The sequence below is a fragment of the Shewanella sp. Iso12 genome (assembly GCF_012030025.1).
Classification (GTDB): domain Bacteria; phylum Pseudomonadota; class Gammaproteobacteria; order Enterobacterales; family Shewanellaceae; genus Shewanella; species Shewanella algae.
In genome coordinates this window covers 19,263-35,766 of record NZ_JAAUHW010000018.1, presented here as the reverse complement: position 1 = coordinate 35,766, position 16,504 = coordinate 19,263, and the positions used below count along the sequence as shown (strand labels likewise).

General features: G+C 41.5%; 18 protein-coding genes. All 18 read left to right on the top strand.

All coding sequences use genetic code 11. The features are described 5' to 3' along the window. The first annotated feature begins 1 nt into the window (after position 1). The 18 genes from HCX89_RS21160 (at position 2) to HCX89_RS21075 (ending at position 16,268) form a co-directional block, all read left to right on the top strand. The gene (locus HCX89_RS21160; RefSeq protein ID WP_167717351.1) at positions 2–1,573 is read left to right on the top strand and encodes a GspE/PulE family protein; all 1,572 of its coding nucleotides are present in this window, start codon (positions 2–4) and stop codon (positions 1,571–1,573) included. Between the two features lie 11 nt (positions 1,574–1,584). Further along, positions 1,585–2,673, top strand: coding sequence for a type II secretion system F family protein (locus tag HCX89_RS21155; RefSeq protein WP_167717349.1), 1,089 nt, complete (start codon positions 1,585–1,587; stop codon positions 2,671–2,673). Positions 2,674–2,686: 13 nt separating this feature from the next. Continuing rightward, positions 2,687–3,217, top strand: a complete 531-nt coding sequence (locus HCX89_RS21150) for a hypothetical protein (RefSeq protein WP_167717347.1) — start codon at positions 2,687–2,689, stop codon at positions 3,215–3,217. A gap of 1 nt (position 3,218) precedes the next feature. Further along, a complete protein-coding gene (locus HCX89_RS21145) occupies positions 3,219–3,716 on the top strand; it encodes a hypothetical protein (protein ID WP_167717345.1) in 498 nt (165 codons plus the stop codon). Further along, positions 3,704–4,660, top strand: coding sequence for a hypothetical protein (locus HCX89_RS21140; protein WP_167717344.1), 957 nt, complete (start codon positions 3,704–3,706; stop codon positions 4,658–4,660). Before HCX89_RS21145 ends, HCX89_RS21140 begins: the two co-directional genes overlap by 13 nt. A gap of 28 nt (positions 4,661–4,688) precedes the next feature. Next, a complete protein-coding gene (locus tag HCX89_RS21135) occupies positions 4,689–5,357 on the top strand; it encodes a hypothetical protein (RefSeq protein WP_167717342.1) in 669 nt (222 codons plus the stop codon). Between the two features lie 39 nt (positions 5,358–5,396). After that, positions 5,397–5,840: a hypothetical protein gene (locus HCX89_RS21130; protein WP_167717340.1), complete on the top strand. Its 444-nt coding sequence runs from the start codon at positions 5,397–5,399 to the stop codon at positions 5,838–5,840. 75 nt (positions 5,841–5,915) lie between these two features. After that, positions 5,916–6,878: a trypsin-like serine protease gene (locus HCX89_RS21125; protein ID WP_167717338.1), complete on the top strand. Its 963-nt coding sequence runs from the start codon at positions 5,916–5,918 to the stop codon at positions 6,876–6,878. Further along, the gene (locus tag HCX89_RS21120; RefSeq protein WP_167717336.1) at positions 6,871–7,515 is read left to right on the top strand and encodes a hypothetical protein; all 645 of its coding nucleotides are present in this window, start codon (positions 6,871–6,873) and stop codon (positions 7,513–7,515) included. Before HCX89_RS21125 ends, HCX89_RS21120 begins: the two co-directional genes overlap by 8 nt. A gap of 36 nt (positions 7,516–7,551) precedes the next feature. Next, on the top strand, positions 7,552–7,869 hold the full coding sequence (locus tag HCX89_RS23130; protein ID WP_167717335.1) for a helix-turn-helix domain-containing protein: 318 nt from the start codon (positions 7,552–7,554) through the stop codon (positions 7,867–7,869). Further along, a complete protein-coding gene (locus tag HCX89_RS21110; protein WP_167717332.1) occupies positions 7,862–8,065 on the top strand; it encodes a hypothetical protein in 204 nt (67 codons plus the stop codon). The genes HCX89_RS23130 and HCX89_RS21110 overlap by 8 nt, the downstream gene beginning before the upstream one ends. A 111-nt stretch (positions 8,066–8,176) precedes the next feature. Then, on the top strand, positions 8,177–8,635 hold the full coding sequence (locus HCX89_RS21105; protein ID WP_167717330.1) for a TIGR03757 family integrating conjugative element protein: 459 nt from the start codon (positions 8,177–8,179) through the stop codon (positions 8,633–8,635). Then, positions 8,628–9,656: a TIGR03756 family integrating conjugative element protein gene (locus HCX89_RS21100; protein ID WP_167717328.1), complete on the top strand. Its 1,029-nt coding sequence runs from the start codon at positions 8,628–8,630 to the stop codon at positions 9,654–9,656. The genes HCX89_RS21105 and HCX89_RS21100 overlap by 8 nt, the downstream gene beginning before the upstream one ends. Then, positions 9,656–11,005 carry an integrating conjugative element protein gene (locus tag HCX89_RS21095; protein WP_167717327.1) on the top strand — a complete coding sequence of 450 codons (1,350 nt, stop codon included), beginning with the start codon at positions 9,656–9,658 and terminating at the stop codon, positions 11,003–11,005. The genes HCX89_RS21100 and HCX89_RS21095 overlap by 1 nt, the downstream gene beginning before the upstream one ends. A gap of 359 nt (positions 11,006–11,364) precedes the next feature. Further along, positions 11,365–12,960 (top strand): conjugal transfer protein TraG N-terminal domain-containing protein, encoded by a 1,596-nt coding sequence (locus HCX89_RS21090; RefSeq protein ID WP_167717325.1) that lies wholly within the window; start codon positions 11,365–11,367, stop codon positions 12,958–12,960. 2 nt (positions 12,961–12,962) lie between these two features. Further along, positions 12,963–13,712 carry an EAL domain-containing protein gene (locus HCX89_RS21085; protein ID WP_167717323.1) on the top strand — a complete coding sequence of 250 codons (750 nt, stop codon included), beginning with the start codon at positions 12,963–12,965 and terminating at the stop codon, positions 13,710–13,712. 325 nt (positions 13,713–14,037) lie between these two features. Then, positions 14,038–15,729: a hypothetical protein gene (locus HCX89_RS21080; protein WP_167717322.1), complete on the top strand. Its 1,692-nt coding sequence runs from the start codon at positions 14,038–14,040 to the stop codon at positions 15,727–15,729. Between the two features lie 83 nt (positions 15,730–15,812). Further along, on the top strand, positions 15,813–16,268 hold the full coding sequence (locus HCX89_RS21075; RefSeq protein ID WP_167717320.1) for a hypothetical protein: 456 nt from the start codon (positions 15,813–15,815) through the stop codon (positions 16,266–16,268). Positions 16,269–16,504: the final 236 nt, after the last annotated feature.

The following is a 16,504-nucleotide window of genomic DNA, read 5'->3' as shown; positions in this document are numbered from 1 at the left end:
TATGAGTACGTACCTGATTACTGATGATGAATTGAATGAATACTATCTTGAAGATAAGTTTTGTATAGCGGTTATGACAGGGGAGGGGCCTGTTATTTATACTACAAGTTACGAAACCCTCCGAATAGATAAAATTGTTTCTCATGTGCAAAATATGGAGGGTGATTATTGGGGCCGAGTCCCTAAAGTAAAATTGTGTAATGAAAGCGAAATTGAAGATTTAAGGTCAACTTCTCATAATGGAAAGGCCGCTCAATATACAGATGACTCTGATAAGAGTTCTAGAGTTAGTGTCAGGGTAAGTGAGCAACTTCAGAAGGCAGTGGATGAACGTTCATCCGATATACATATAGAAGTATATAAGAACCTGACTAAGATATTACACAGGATTGATGGTCGAAGAGTTGTTGTTTCCGAAGTCCGAGACCGGGAATATGGTATGCAACTTATCGGCAATATATTCAATACTAAATGTCAAGAAACTTTTGAACCAAAGAAAGTATTGAATGGGTCTTTTGAAACGCAACTGGTAGAGAATGGTGTAGATAGAAAAACTGAGTGGCGAGCCGCTTATATCCCTGGGAAAAATTCGGGGGGAAGGTGTGTATTGCGGTGGTTAAACCAGTCCGCTCAACTGCTGACACTAGATCAATTAGGGTGGACTTCAGCCCATGTTGCTATTGTTAGGGACATTCTTCAGGGCCCTAGCGGTATCATCATGCTGACAGGGAAAACTAACTCCGGTAAGACCTCGGCTCTAGCTGCGATGCTCTCTGAATTTGATGACTCCAGAGCTATACATACACTGGAGGATCCCGTTGAGTATGATCTGAAGGGTATTGTTCAAACACACGTTAGAACAGATGTGAAGGAAAAGGATGTTGTAACTGGAGGTTTTCCTCACTATTCCAAAGCGTTACTTCGACATGATCTCGATGTAGAAATGCATGGTGAGATCCGGGATTACGAAACGGCTATGGAAGTTCACCGGAAAGGCGAAACAGGGCAGTTACTATTTAGTACTTTACATACTTCTACCACAATAGGTATTGCTACTACATTCATAAAACAGTGGAATGTCCCCGCAGCAGTTGTTTCCGCTCCCGAGTTACATAGGCTTTGGATTAATACTGCTTTAGTACGTACCTTGTGCAACAAATGCAAATTAACAGAAGATAAAGCTAGGGAATACTACTCAAGTAAATCAAATGAAGAATTAGAAAAGTTTGAGGTAGTTGTTGAAATTAGCAAGAGTATTTGTGGTGATACAAATACTGTCCGCTATTTTAACCCAGATGGATGTGATTGCTGTTGTAAAGGTGAAAAAGGTAGAACTTCAGTCGTTGAAATGTTGGTTTTGGACGATGAGGATAGAGACTACATATTGCGAAGCGATTTCTTAGGTTGGAAGAAAGCTCTCAATGATAAAGGTTTTCTTGAGTTGAGAGATCATGCTATTTACAAAATAAAGAAAGGTGAGATAGATATTAGGACTGCTATTTCTCGTGTTACCGGACTATTGAAAACAGACACAAAGACCGTTTATAAAAACATGCTTGACAACATGAATTGATAAGGTTTGTTATGCTTTCTGATTCTATAAAAAATTACTGGGAACTCCTTAATGAATTTGTCTCGGAATTTGTAAGTGATTTTGATAGAAAAACATTTTCTATCAAACAACAAATAAAGTTAATGAAACTTGTCAGGAGGATGTTTTCACAAAATCTCAGCAGCAGCAACATAGCTGAGCAGTTGATCAAGTTTGGGGATAAAAGGCAACAGCAAATCGGTGTAGAGCTAAAACCCGTACTTGAGAAGGGGGGGTTTTCAGAAGCATTCTTGCCTTGGATAGATAAAATGGCCTACACAGCGTTGGCGGCGGGAGAGGCAGCTGGAGATCTCTTAGGGGGGGTTGATAATGCAATTCATGCTTTAAACACTAAGTCTGAATCTTCAGTTGCGCTGATTATCCACATTGGAAAACCATTTTTAGGATTTCTCGTTGTTATAGGAGTTGCTGGGTTGGCAAGTCAGTTCTTCTTTGACGTTATCGCTGAGCTGTCAGATCCAAAAGGCTGGCAAGGGCTGACATATTTTGCATATATGTTTGGTGAATTGATCGGATCATGGGGGGTGTTGGGGCTCATTATCTTGATTGCAATTGCAACAGCTTTGGTGATCTCTTTGCCTTTGTTCGTTGGGGATTTTCGTTTGAAGGTTGATAGGTGTCCACTCCTATACCGACAGTATCGACTGATCCAATGCAATGTATTACTCCGAACTGTTGGTAATTTGATGAAAACAGGAATGAGCCTTAATGAATCATTGGAAATTGTTAGTGAAAAGGCATCCCCATATTTGTCATGGCATGTTGAGCAAATGCTGAAAAAGTTGGATGGAGGTGTTGTTAACATTGGTGATGTATTGGATACCAAGCTGATTAATGAGGCTGAGATTAACGCCGCTAAGATATTGGGAAATAGCGGGGGAATTATCGAAACGCTTATTACGTCCGCAGATATTCATCATCAGGAGCTGATGGATGAGGTTGGGGTAATTAAATTCTTTGGTGCGACAATTATAAAAACAGTTGCTATTTTTGTTGGTGCTTTAATCGCGGCTGGGATTTTGTTCGGAATTATCGATTTTATTAATAATGTCAATGTTTAGATTTGAGGGAAATATGAAAAATCAATCCACCAGTGTTAACAATAATGAGCTTAAAGCTTTTTTCTCCAACCGCCAGCGTGGGGCGGCTATTGTCGATAACTTGTTAGGGTATTCAATTGCTGCCATGGTCTTGGCTTTTGTTGTATTAATGGCCCCTTCTGCCTACCTCAGTATGAAGATTAATGGTGCCAAGGCTGACGCCCAGATAATCCAAACAGCGTTGAGAGATTATAAGCTGTCAGGTCGCCCAGACTTCACCGGTTTGACTATCTCTAAACTATGTACGGATGAGTACATAACGCAAAAGAGCATCTGTGGTTCCTCAAATGATGGCAAAGGAACTAATCAGTTTGGTGGTGACTGGACTGTTCAGCCAAATGCTAATAAGGCCCGTGCAGATGTTGGATTTAGCATGCCAAATGATAGTACCCGTGTGAACAGGGTTGCTGATGCAATGGCTGGTTTAACTTATCAAAACTGTAGCCAGGCTGCCGGATGTGCAACGCTGAAAGTCTCTTCCACGCTGATAACGATGACAATGTAAAATGACCATCAATATCAGGCGAACTTCTGGATTCACTGTGGTTGGCGCCGTTTTGGCGCTGACTATCTCATCTGGAATTGCTTTGATTTTAGCGAGTACGTTCTACCCTATACTCAGTTCATCATTTGAGCGTTATCAAATAAATCAAGCTGTGGCGGCCACCTTTGTTGCTTTAGAAAACCACTATGGATTCGAGCGGCTGAGTTCTGGTTGTATGACAGCCTCTGGAAATGTCCCACTTGCGAAGTTGATTGCTGATCAAGGGTTGGACTCGAAGTTGGTTTTAAATAGACCTTGGGTTATAAGAGCCCAACTGGTTAGTGTAAATGGCATTCCTACCAATAATGTTGTTTCTGTAGCATTTCCATCAAAGAGATATTTGTCACTCGGTTTAAACCCCTCGGTAATAAGGGGGTTGACGGTCGAGTTTTGGCGCGAAGTGCCTTATAGGGATGTTTCCTGGGATAGTTTTGATAAGGGCTCAAAATGTTACAAATGAATGGGAAGAGGCAAAAGGGATATTCTTCAGTCATTGGAATTTTGATTGTGTTAACCTTTCTTTCCATTGCGCTTGTCGAATATGGGAAGTTACAAAAATTAAAATCATTGCAGGATGATGCCGAACGATTTGCATCACACGTAAAGTATATTCGTCAGCAGGTCATTGCTTATCAAAGTGATCGAGTTTCGGCTGGAGCAGGATTGAATGATGGGGGGGCTTCATGGTTTCCAAATTCCTGGGCTGATCTTGAAGGCAAATATGTCAACGCTTGTTCTACTGCTGATAATAATGCTGGAAAATGTCGTAAAGCCAGTCAAACCCCTTGGGGAGGAATAATCTCTTTTCAGAAGGCTGTTTCCCCTGGTATGTCTCATTACCAGTTAAAGTTGATTATTCCAATTCCTAAAATAAGCAGTACCTTTAGGCTTGGGGAGCGACAAAGTTACTTGGCCGCTTTAGGTGGCATCCCTGGAACATCGTTTAATTCAGTCTCTTCACAGGTTATTGTGTTAGTTGACCGCATAGGCCAAGAATTGCAACATGAGGCGCTATTGGCTCGTTCCGGGGATACAACTTTGCTTGGGGATTGGGATGTTGGTGGGAGCTATGCGATAACAAACACCCGAGACATAACCATAAGGAATTCTGATGGTAGTCAACGCAGTCTTGCTGCGGGGTTGCCTGTGATGGTAGTGCACCATGGGGAACGTATAAACAAACATAAATGCCCATCTGGCTTTTCTCCTGATGCAATAGCTTCAATTAAAGGGATTTATAACCGTACAGAACCAAATTTGTTTTCTGGTGTAAGTTCATCAAGAGCTTACGTAACTGCGTATTCTGCTTATTGGATAGCTGGACTGGATTATTGGGCAAATGTAAAAGGGAAGCCGACATTACTCCATGACGGTGAAATAAAGGTTGAGCTTGTTTGTAAGTAGAACTTTTTAAAAACTGAGGGAACTTGTCATGAAAAAAGTAATTTTGGGGATTGCTGTTGTACCGTTTTTACTTACTGTCGCTGAAGCTAAAGTGACGTACTCTGATGCTGTAAACAGTCACAACAAGACGTTTTCACAGTATAAGGGGTTATCAAACACCGATAGCCAAGCGGCCTGGGATGATGCTTTCCATCAACCAACATATAGCGACGGATCCGGGGGGAGTGGTAAGTTGACTGTTGTTTGGACGGGGAAGTCGCAGAGTCTGAAAAACTCATGGGGGAACGGTGCTTACCTAATTGACGTTGGTGATCCATATAATGCCTCTGAAACTGTTGCTACGGTTTGGATTTACGTGGATGGCTCTAATCACACTAAAAAGCGAGGGGGGGGGCCAAGTCACTATGGGTATGACAAGTCTTGGTGGGTTGTGTATGAAAATGGGGCATTCAATGCGGCTGGAGCTAGAGAGTCAAAGCCTTTTATTCTGTCTATTGCCAAAGCAGATATTTCAGTAAAGATGTATAGCGACTGTACGCCAGGTCAACGACAAACATCTTCTCTGTATTGCCAGTCGGGTTATAAAACGTGTGAGCCAGGGGTTGAAAGTCGGACATGCGCGTCAAATGGAACTTGGGGGCCGTATTCTACAGATCGATTGCCGCAATGCGCTTATGGCAATCAGATGTGTAGATAGTACACTCATTCAACCCTTTCATTTATTGGATAAAGATCTATGCCAACACCTAAACTAACTGACGAGCAGTTTATTGTGCTATTGAAGCTGAGCAGAGGGGATTTTAATGCTCCTAGTACAATTGCAGCTAGGATGGTGCTTGTCGATGGAGCGACTAATCAAGCCGTCAAAGCTGTGACAGGAGTTAGCAAGGAAAACCTATATGATGCGGTCGGGCGGTGGGAAGAAAAAGGGCGTTTGATTCGAGAGGCTTATGGCCCAGAGGGGAGTAAGTCAGATCAATTCGACCTGCTGGTAAAGTTATGTCGCGGTGATAGCAACGCAAATAGTACGGTCGCTGCCAGGATGGTGCTGGTCGATGGAGTAACTAATCAGGCTGTCAAGGCGGCTACGGGGATTAGCAAGCAATCTTTATATAGTGCTGTCAAGCGGTGGGAAGAAAAAGATCGCTGGATTAGAGCTGCATATTTAGATGGAAAATAAGTATTGACAGTGAAGCTCTAGGGGTTTACTGTTGGAGGTAGATAGGTTGTAGGATGATAAATAGGAATTTATCCCATGAAGAAAAAAATATGCTCGATAGCGATACTCCCTTTGATTTCTCTAAATGCCTTTGCTGCTCAAGACGGTAATGCAGTATCTTGGGAAGATAGCGATGGCACCGTTTATATGGAATGTACGGGGACAGTTATTGGTGGTCGATGGGTTCTAACTGCTGCTCATTGTGAGGACAAAGCTTCCCTGGGGGTTGATACTTTTAGGAATGGGAAAGTGTCAATCAAAAATGTTGTTAACCATCCTGATTATCATCCAGATTTGAAGCGCGATATAGCTGTTTGGGAGCTGGCTGCTCCGGTAGATGTCTATTCATTTAATCCGTTATCAATTGGCAACATAAGTGAAGGGGCGGTTGTTGAATTCAATGGGTTTGGTGGCAGTTTTCCTGTGCTGAATGCCGTTTCTTTAGAGGTTGGTGCTAGTGTTGAAAGTGCCCCCTATCGTTTAGTTACTAATGATATTGGAAAGGGGTATGCCATTCCTGGTGATAGTGGCGCTGCGTACTATTCAAATGGAAAAATTGTTGGTGTTTTGAGGGGGATTGAAGGAGGGATTAGACTGGAAGGGAATTCACAATTTATTCTCAATGCTGTGAACGCCTGGAACTATCCAACCCGAGCTGAAACTAATGGCGCCGGTGAGGTAGAAATTACTGTCCAAAGCCTTCACTCCGATACGGTGGTTGATAATGCGTCCACTTCTGGTGATGCAACAATTGTTGGGGGAACCTGCTTGGGGGAACAGGTGGAGCCGTTTGAAACTTGCACTTATGTTGTTTCTAGTAATGGTTTTGAGGGACAACTCAAGAGTGACGGTCTTAGTGTTACGCTTAACAAGGGTAAAACCAAACCTATTCCTCCACAGCCTGAGCCGGACGGGGAATCGTCAGGTGGTTCATTTGGCTGGTTTTCATTAGCTTGTTGTGCAATGCTCGCTTGGTTCCGAAGGGAAAAGCATGCGTGATTTTTTATTGGAGTTGGCAGCTTTGGCTGCCACCTCCATTGTTGTATCTATGCTTGTTAGTTATGTTTTGAAACTGGATTTTAAATTCAGGGTTACAACTCCAAAAAAGCTATGGTTGTGTCGGGTTAGGCAGCTATTTACATGGCTTTGCTACATAACAATTTGGTTTGTTCCGACATTATGGTTCGTGGGGTATGACGCTACAGCTATAACGTTACTTGTCCTAGTAGCTGCAATACTCCAAAGCTTTTTTTTACCGCCAGCGTACTATTTTGATGATGCCAAGAGTTTGCTTTTCACTCTGTCGAAAGAAGGGGCTGAGATTCACTTGCAGGACGTATTGATGTTTGGTAAGTCGTCTTACAGAGATCTGAGAAAAGTAGTGCCGAGGCTCTTAGAATTGAAGTTTGCCGATCGCGTGGTGATGCAATCCCCTCTGCTAAACAAAAGTGGAGAACCAAGAGATACAGTCCTGTTGAGAAAGGTGTTAGGAGAGGTTCATATAACAAGTGAGCAAGTGCCAATAGCTTCTGAGTTATTAAGTAAAATAGCACTGGCTATAAAGTTTGTTCGTTCAGGTCGGGATTGGAGAAGTGCCTTTTTTTGGCACAAAATCACTATTTCACGCTATGATTAGCGCTAAGTGTGTTAGCCATTGAGTCGTCAACAATAGATGAAGATAAACAACCTGTTCCAAAGTGCATACGTTAGACGTTTGATACTGGCATATGTGATTGATGAAATCGGGCCGTTGAATACTGTTGCGTTAGCTGAAAAGCTAGGATGGTCTAAAAGTACAGTAAAAACAAATATTGCAGGGATCTCAGATCTTGGGATTTTGGTGGAATTTGTGGGTTCTCCCAGAAGTGGGGGGTATAAGTTGGTTTCGTGGGGGCCAATCAGTAAGTCTTGGATTAGGCAGCATTACGTGGAAATTAGTGAAGCATTATCGGACTTTTCTTCAAGTCCTGGGAGTGAAGAAAATGTTTAAAAAGTTATTAAATCTAAGTGTGGCAGTTCTTGATGAAGTTTTAACTGATGCTAGTGATGAAGAAGAAGAGAAAGATCGCCAACTGAGAGGCTTAACAGTGGGCCAATCAGTTTATGTTGATGGTGAATCATTGACCCTGGAAGAAGCGCGAGACAAGCAGAATCGCGGTGAGCTCTATAACCAGTATTACTCTTGATTATTTGGCATGCCAAAGATTTAAATACGAAGTCATCGAGGGGGATTTTAGAGAGCTAAGCAAACCATAATCTTTCATAATCTTAGTCCTGAATAAGGGGGTGAGATTTGTATGGAAGGTTTAAGATTTAGGGCTCTGATACTTTTTTGTGCTTTTTTTATTTGCGTACCAGTTAGTGGCGTTGGTAATGCCGCCCCTTTCAAGGTAGAGGTGTTCTACCATGGAGAGTCTAACAATTCGTTACCCCTCCCCCTTCCCTCCGAGTTCCCTGGAGAGATTATCTACTACCAGATGGATAAAGCTTCGGGGTTATTGCAAGAAGTTAATTCCAATATTCCCAACAACCTAGAGCAGGCATCAGCCCATATGTCCAGGTTTATGAATAGTGCAAATGGGCGGCAGATCTTTAAAGAAATTGCGGATTCTTATCAAAGTGTTGGAAGAGCTGTGGCACTTCAGTTGCCAGAAATTCCTGCCGTGGTGATCAATGAGCGGTACGTAGTCTATGGAACTACTGATGTAGCCGCTGCCATACAGTCATACAAGAAATGGAAAGAAGTTAATGAATAAGTTCGTTCTATTGATATGGCCTTTGCTGATCACAATTTGTCAAAATGCAGGAGCGACTGAGAAGCTAGATAGTCTGTCAATAATGGAGAGTTCTTTGTCTCTTCAATGTGTTGATTGGAAACCTATCGGTGTTTGTTTTTGGTTGAAGTGTAGGCCATTCCCTCCTTCGTGTTCAGTAGAAACCTCTTTGAAAGTGAGACACTACACTCCCGATGCAGTTGTCCAGGTATACAGCAATCCAGGTGATGTACCATGGCCTGAAATGTCATTTCTTTCAGAGTCTCTATCTCTAAAGCAAACGGCTACAACCCCGGCGAACGGGCGAGAGAAGTCAGAAAGCGGGAAAAGCCAAAGTGCCAAAGTTATTACTCGACACGTAGATGTTATTGGAAGTCCAAGCCTTATTCCAGTATCTGAAATGATTGGTAGCATGGAGTATGGTTGTAAATCTGGCGCAACTCCTTACATGCCCTATTATGTGTCAATGCTAGATTATTTTTCATGGAAATTTCCATATGGTGATCTTCTGAATCCTGCTTCTTTCGTCCCAGGGATGCGAGAGGTTGGTGAGAGAGAAGATGGTGAGAATGAAACCTTTTTATTCAAAGGTAAGTTCGGCAATGTTTATCCAAGAATTGGTGCGCTAGTCCAAAATGATTCATATAAAGCTTCAGCGGTTTTTGCACAACGAGCTGCGGATATAGTTACAGACAAATCAGCTCTTCATGTATATCAATTTTTAGGGGAGAAAAATGGAAAACCCGGATGGTGGCCGCCGAAGCAAATAAAAGAACACACATCACTACATGGAAAATGGAGAATGCTTTATCCAAAAATGGAAAGCGAGTGTCATATTTTTGGTGAATCTTCAACTAGATCTGATAAAGGCGTTTTTGATGGATATCAACATCGCCGCTCTCCTGATTTATTGGCGGGATTTGAGTTGTGGCGCCCTTATGAATGCTGCGAGAAAAAAGGGCAAATATTTTTATACTCTGTTGACTCTGGGACAAATAAGTAATGGTGATAATTAAGAAAGGATTAAATATATTGGTGTTGTCAGTTTTTTCCTTCGGGGTTATCGCTGATACTCAAAGAGGTGAAATCCAACCATGGCTAGTATATGAAATTGGGGGCAAAGCTAAAGTTAAGCAACGCAGGAATTTCAACATACCAGTAGGAACGGGCATTCGATGGAAAATGCCTCAATGCGGGAATTTTGATATGTCGCTTTCCATCACAAATATAATGAATGGGATTACATCTGATTTAGAGAATATAGGTAAAGAACTCGTAGCTTCAGCTACGGGGGCCGTTTCTAATTGGCCTATGACTGAGTTAGCTAGGACTGATCCGCAACTATATGAAATGATTCAACAAGGTAAATTGGAGGCTAGCGAATTATTCAATACATCGGTTAGTTCCTGCGAAGCTGTTTCGTCAAAGGTGATTAAAGACGGTTATGGAACAGTAACCCAATTGTCCAGCTGGGTTGATACGTCCCAGTTTGAGGCGTGGGCCTCAGCAGCATCAAGCAATGATGATATTGTCCAAGTTGACGAAAATATAAAGAAAGATGCAGGTAAAGATGGTGTAACTTGGATGGGTGGCGATAAAAAGGGCGGTGAAAATCAGGCCCCTATTGAGGTTGAAAAAGATGCTGTAAGAGCGGGATACAATCAGCTGGCAAGTCGAAATGTAAATGACAAATCTCAACTGAATGCTAATGCTGATAAGACTCCATGGTATGCCAAATATTGGGAATCACCCAAAGAAGCTGAAGAGTGGATCTCCTCTGTTGTTGGAACCACAACAATAAGAACGTGTGAAGATTGTGGGGAACGCTTAAAAACAGTTCCAGGGAAAGGAGTTTATCCCAAAATAGAAGAAGAGCAGCGCCGTATTGAAAAGTCGATAAGCAAACTTGTTGATAATCCAAAAATTGATATTTCAAAGAGTGACCTCGATGAGGTTTCCGCGCCAGGTTATGAAATGACGTTGCAGGTTATCGAGGGATTGAGGGGAGAAGGCGTTTATCGGTCAGTACTCATTGAGAGATTAGCAGAGGAAGTAGCTATTACGGGTACTGTTGAACGGCTAATCGCGGCAAGACGATTGCTGCTATCTGGGAAGAGAGAAGCATATATTGCTCAGAATGCAGAGGCATCAAAAATTTTAGATTCTAGAATTGACGAAATTGGGGCTGAAATGGAACTGCTCAGACAAGATGCTGAATTGAGAACATCTACTAAAGATTCTGTGGCAGTTAAGGTGCTAGAAAGATTAAATCAGAGAAGTATGGCCCCCTCTCCTTCAGTTGCCCCAACAGATATCAGTGATGCATTACGTGATATATCTGGGAGGAAGTAATGTTTAGGAAAATAAAGGTTGCTTTCCCTTTACTCTATGGAGTGGCTACGTGGATTGCGCTGATGGTATTTAGTTTTACTGTAATGATAGTCTTCTCCGCATGGATGATAAAAAGTGAAAATATTCTTAGCTCCGTAGAGCATGTCTATGCTGAGATTAAAAGTTATGGACAATATTTTTTGGTTTTGAGGTTGGTTATAGGGGCCTCAATAATTGTTTTTTGGAAAGAGGTGGTTTGGTTTTTTGAGCGGAGTTTTAGACTGAATTTGATTCAGGTTTTATATTTAAAGAAGATGTGGCCGTTAATGATTGCCATTTTTGTTTTGATAGAAGTATTCAGAGCGTTAAGGTAGGTTGATATGGTAGTTGACAGCACTTTAGACGCATATGCTATTTCGCTTGGTTTTTATATCTATAACATTATGTGGGATGTTTTTGTAGAGACTGGAATAGTTCTTTTACCAATAATTGCTTTGATAGTTAATGCTACAAAGCGGGTGCTCGAATCCGGAATGGAGGATAAAAATACTCGCTCTGCAATAAGAACCGTATGGGTTGGTTCGTTACTAATTATATGTGCTTTTGAACTCGCACTATTTCCTATGGTTAAGTTAAACGTTGATGGAGTCAAATATTTCAAGCGTCAGTGTACTGATGATAGTAATGTTGGTGGAACAGTTTCATCAAGTATCCAGGGAGAAAGTAACGAGTATGTCGTCTCCAACATGAAAGTTCAAATCAATGATCGTGATGTAATGATTCCTGTTCTTTTTTATGTCGCGATCAGAGTTGTGTCTGGATTGAAAAATGAGATTGTTACTCAACTCCCCTGCACTACTGATATTCGATTAGTATCAGACAGCATGTTAACTCAAAGCATCGAGGATGAGGCTTTGAGAAATGAGGTAAGTGACTTTGTGAAGACTTGCTATGATCCTGCAAGAAGCAAGTACTTGAAGTCTTGGAATCGCGGAATTATTGAGGCGGATAACTGGCCGGGCTCAAGAACACTGCTTACCAACAGTGGATACTATAACAACTCGGATGGTGATGGTTTTTATTCGAAGAAGGCTTTGCCTGGGTTTGGTGGTACAACCAATGTTGTTGAGGAATCGGCGAATCTTCCTGCTGATTATGGGTTTCCAACGTGCAAGGAATGGTGGCTTGGAGTTGGTCAAGTTAATACTCCATATGTATCTTCAGAGGCTTTATCTACTCGCCTTTACGATTCACTTTCTGAGTGGTTAAAGAATAATGATAATGGCATTTATGAGGTGATTACTTCAAAGTTAAATACAGTTAAAAGAACTAATTATGTTTATATTGCCAAGAAAGATGCTGTAGTAAGAGAGGCGCTGTTTTCTCCCATTAAACTTCAACAACTGCAATCACTTACCACTACGGACTATGGGTTACAAGGGAAAACATCTGTAACGGACTGGATTTTTAGAGCATTGGGAACTGCTGGGGTTGCTAGTAAATCTATAGAGCAGTTTTCCGGGGCCAGCATGCTCCAGATAGGGATGCCAATGGTCAAATCATTTCTTATTCTTGGAATAATTGTAAGCTTTCTACCAGCCATGATCATGGCTGGTTACAAGTGGAAATACATAGGCGTTTTTATTGGGGTTGTATCATCAATACTCTTCTGGCCTTTCTTTTGGGAGCTTGCCCGTCTTATCGATGACACAATAATTACGGCAATGGGAATAGGTATCTCTGAAGTTAATACGTTAATGCTATCTCAGTGGATCTCTAGTGCGTTTTATTTGTATGGCCCAATTTTATTTTCAACCTGTCTCGGATGGGTTGGAATGGTAAGTGCTGACGGGGCATTCCAGAAGATGGCTGGTGCGGCTGGTTCGGCAGGTCAAAGTGGGCCTGGTGCTGCAAAAAGTGGGCTCAAAAAAACCAAAAATATAGCTAAGAAAGTTGCTACTAAGGGAGCTAAATAATAATGCTTGCTGCTCAAAATATAGGTTGGAAGAATTTGAATTATTTTGGGCAGCCCATTGTTAATTCAAACGCTGAAGTTTCTGCATATGAATGCTTGATCAGAGATTTTAGGCATGGAAACATTTTGAGTCCTGACGAATTCTTTTCCAGTTTGAAAATTGATGATTGGGGGTATCTCTGGCCCTCGTTGTTGGATAAGTACATTTTTATACAGAGAACGATGCCAGGAATGAAATTTACATTGAACGTGAATAGTGTTGATCTGGCACAAAATTCAATATTTGTTCAGCTGATTAAAGAGCAAGTAAGTTTAGGTTTGCTGGATCCACATTGCCTTATCATAGAGCTGACAGAACGTATACCATATTCTCCGGGGGATGTAGCCGATTCGTTGAATTCTTTTTTTGAAATGGGGATTAAATGTGTGTTGGATGATTTCGGGTCTGGTTATGCTAATTTGGCCGCCTTTGGTGAATTACCATTTCAGGGAGTTAAGATTGATAGAGGGATCGTTGCTGAAGTCTGTACTAGCAAAACTCATCGAGTCATAATAGAATCAGTCCTTGATATAGCCTCTGCCAAAGGGAACTGTAGCGTGACGGCAGAAGGTATTGAAGAATTTTCACAGTTTGAATTATTGAAGCAACTTGGGGTTGGATACTTTCAAGGTTATTTATTTGGCAAGCCAGCTCCATTTCAAACTGTTTTTTACCCTTTTTCAAAGGGGCATACGCCGAGAGTCGTTGCCTAAGCAACGCACCCCGCCAGGTGGCCATAAGGCAAAGGCGCTCCGAGATAGCTCGGGAGGTTTATAAACCAATACCTCTGAGGTTAGTCGTACTTTGTACGCGGGATCCGTGAAGGGTCTTTTTTCTTAAGAATTGGCGTATGTTACCCTACCCTTTTATCGCTGAATCCATAAGTTACAAATTAAACCCATGCTGACATAAAACTAGGGTGTCCAATTGGACACCCTTTTCTTTCGCATGCCAAAGAAAAGTAGTAGGATAAACAAGCTGTAAATGAAGATATGTAGGCGCCCTTGGGCTGCCTTTTACACGAACTGAGGTGAAAATATGTTAAAGAATCACTATAAGTCTGAAGAGGCTATTGAGCGAGCAAAGCAACTTTTTTTAGATGGTTGGATCGTCTCTTTGGGTCTATCCGGTAAAGATAGCGGCGCTGCGAGTGTTTGTGTTGTCGAGGGGTTGAAACGGGCTTTTGACATAAACAAAAATGTTGGCCCTCTCTATATCGTAACTACAAATACTACTTTGGATAATATGGTCTTACATGACTATATGATGAGACTTCACGATGATCTGAATCAGTATGCCTCGTTTAATGGACTTCCCATAGAGACTGAAACTCTTCGGCCTTCGTTGTCGAACAATCCTATGGTTGAGTATGTTGGAAGGGGCAAATTGTTAAGAACGCCACAAACAGCATCAAACGGCCGGGACTGTGCTGTTGATTGGAAGATAAAACCAATGGAGAAGTTTCTCAAGAGTGTTCAAAAGAAGCATCAAACTCTAAAGGTTGTTAGTATATCTGGCAGTCGTGATTCAGAGTCAACAATGAGAGCGGCGAACCTGAAAAAGCGGAATGAATCAGCCTATAAAATGGTAAGAACTCAGTTGGGATGGTCTTTGGCTATCATTAAAGACTGGTCTCTATCTGATGTTTGGGGATTGTTTAAAATTCTCAATGAAGGTGATTTTGACTCATATTCATCACAGTTTGATGAAATGAGAAAACACTATTCTGCTGGTAATGGTGGTACGTGTGATTTATTTGCTGGTGCAGTTAGCAGAAAGGAATGCGGTGCTCGTTTTGGTTGCGTTCTCTGTGCTATGAATCCAAGTGATGACAGCCTAGAAGCGCAGATTGCGATCTCTCCTAAAACTTATGGTTTTATGCAGCCATTAAATCAATTAAGGCGTTACATGATTAACACTCTTTTTGATTATAACCATAGATCGTTATTAGGTAGAGAAATGAAAAATGGATATATCAAAGTTGGGATAAATCAATACTCATTAGAGTATCGTATGAACCTATTAAGATATATTCTTACTATTCAGCAAGAAGCGTTTCACCGATATGGTTATCACCCGATTGACCTGATCGATTACGAGGAACTGATAGCTATTCAGTATCATTGGTCGAGAGAGGGAGGGGAGCCTGAACCTGGGATGGCCTTTAAGATTTGGGATGAAATAGTTAACGTTGGTAAAAGTTATCCAATCCCCGAAACGGTAAAGATTGTTCCTCAGTTCAATCCAACATATACCTACTTTCCTCTTGAGGCTTTTTTGGATAAGGATGGCGCTGTTGGGCTCGATGATGAAGGTTTAGATGGAGAATACAAATCTTTGGCAAGGGTGTACTATCGCAAAGGCGAGAAACATAGAGTTGTTAGGTATTTCGAGAGTGAAAAACTAGAAGTCGATTTGAAGGAAGGAAAGGCTATGATGTTTGTTGAATCATTTTACCCTTATCTTGTTGAAAATGGATTTCTTCAAGGGAAGTGCCCTACTGTCATGCTGAAGCATCTGTTGGAAAGCGGTGTTGTCAAAATACCAAAAGGAAGTATAGCGAGGCTCGATAAGGATGCTAAAAGAGCGCAGACACTGTTTTCCCTCCGTACTACTACAGGGCTACCTGTAGAGTTGGCGATCCTGGGTTTCTCACTATCGAAAAGGATACTTGATATTAGCGCCCCTGTTTCTGGAGAGTCCGTTCCACAGACTTGTTTGGTTTTTTAGAGAGTGTTAGTTAATCGGCATATTGCCATTCAAGAAAATAGGCGCTTTGAAGCAGCCTTTAAAACGTAAATAAAGAGGTATTTATGACTATTCATGTTGGTTATTTGGTTGATATTGATCATCCTTCATACTGTTCACCTTCTTATCAGTCTATGGTATTTGAGGCTAATGGAGTTAAAGAAGTAAATGGTGTTGGTATCAATGATTTCGTTTCAAATGTTCAAAAAGAAGAAGGTTTGAGACTGAGATTTGTTGATTTGGAGGGGTATAAAAAGATGTATGCTGAGTGGCTTAGTGACGCTCAAAGTACTCTTTTTGAGATTAATAGCAGCAATTACAATATGTATCTTGAAATGCTTCCTCCATATCGTTGGAGTAGGTGTTTTGGGGTGGAAGTGTTTTGTTACCCAGAAGAAGTCAGTGGTGGTCTTCATCACTGGTTTGCTGAGTATAATAAACGTTGGTTCAGAACCTTAGCACCTAGAGATCTTTCTTTGGAGGATCTGGTTGCAAGGGTTAAATCCAATTTCCATAGGTAATAGGTAAAAAAAACCGGCTTTAAAGCCGGTTTTTTTGTGCCTAGATTGATGTTCACTCAAGTTGGTCTTGTGTCTTTTTCGGGCACCGCGAAACGCTTCACAAGTTGCGTACCCTGCATAATCTCGCAGGTCTATCCTGAACTGTCAATGTTTGGTAAGATATAAGTGTTTTTGGCATATTGCCAATTAAAAAAAACAGGCGCTCTTCGCTGCCTATAATTCGAATTGAGGTTTTT

Coding starts and splice junctions, on each gene's coding strand:
- HCX89_RS21160 (WP_167717351.1), top strand. CDS start 2: ATGAGTACGTACCTGATTACTGATGATGAATTGAATGAATACTATCTT.
- HCX89_RS21155 (WP_167717349.1), top strand. CDS start 1,585: ATGCTTTCTGATTCTATAAAAAATTACTGGGAACTCCTTAATGAATTT.
- HCX89_RS21150 (WP_167717347.1), top strand. CDS start 2,687: ATGAAAAATCAATCCACCAGTGTTAACAATAATGAGCTTAAAGCTTTT.
- HCX89_RS21145 (WP_167717345.1), top strand. CDS start 3,219: ATGACCATCAATATCAGGCGAACTTCTGGATTCACTGTGGTTGGCGCC.
- HCX89_RS21140 (WP_167717344.1), top strand. CDS start 3,704: ATGTTACAAATGAATGGGAAGAGGCAAAAGGGATATTCTTCAGTCATT.
- HCX89_RS21135 (WP_167717342.1), top strand. CDS start 4,689: ATGAAAAAAGTAATTTTGGGGATTGCTGTTGTACCGTTTTTACTTACT.
- HCX89_RS21130 (WP_167717340.1), top strand. CDS start 5,397: ATGCCAACACCTAAACTAACTGACGAGCAGTTTATTGTGCTATTGAAG.
- HCX89_RS21125 (WP_167717338.1), top strand. CDS start 5,916: ATGAAGAAAAAAATATGCTCGATAGCGATACTCCCTTTGATTTCTCTA.
- HCX89_RS21120 (WP_167717336.1), top strand. CDS start 6,871: ATGCGTGATTTTTTATTGGAGTTGGCAGCTTTGGCTGCCACCTCCATT.
- HCX89_RS23130 (WP_167717335.1), top strand. CDS start 7,552: ATGAAGATAAACAACCTGTTCCAAAGTGCATACGTTAGACGTTTGATA.
- HCX89_RS21110 (WP_167717332.1), top strand. CDS start 7,862: ATGTTTAAAAAGTTATTAAATCTAAGTGTGGCAGTTCTTGATGAAGTT.
- HCX89_RS21105 (WP_167717330.1), top strand. CDS start 8,177: ATGGAAGGTTTAAGATTTAGGGCTCTGATACTTTTTTGTGCTTTTTTT.
- HCX89_RS21100 (WP_167717328.1), top strand. CDS start 8,628: ATGAATAAGTTCGTTCTATTGATATGGCCTTTGCTGATCACAATTTGT.
- HCX89_RS21095 (WP_167717327.1), top strand. CDS start 9,656: ATGGTGATAATTAAGAAAGGATTAAATATATTGGTGTTGTCAGTTTTT.
- HCX89_RS21090 (WP_167717325.1), top strand. CDS start 11,365: ATGGTAGTTGACAGCACTTTAGACGCATATGCTATTTCGCTTGGTTTT.
- HCX89_RS21085 (WP_167717323.1), top strand. CDS start 12,963: ATGCTTGCTGCTCAAAATATAGGTTGGAAGAATTTGAATTATTTTGGG.
- HCX89_RS21080 (WP_167717322.1), top strand. CDS start 14,038: ATGTTAAAGAATCACTATAAGTCTGAAGAGGCTATTGAGCGAGCAAAG.
- HCX89_RS21075 (WP_167717320.1), top strand. CDS start 15,813: ATGACTATTCATGTTGGTTATTTGGTTGATATTGATCATCCTTCATAC.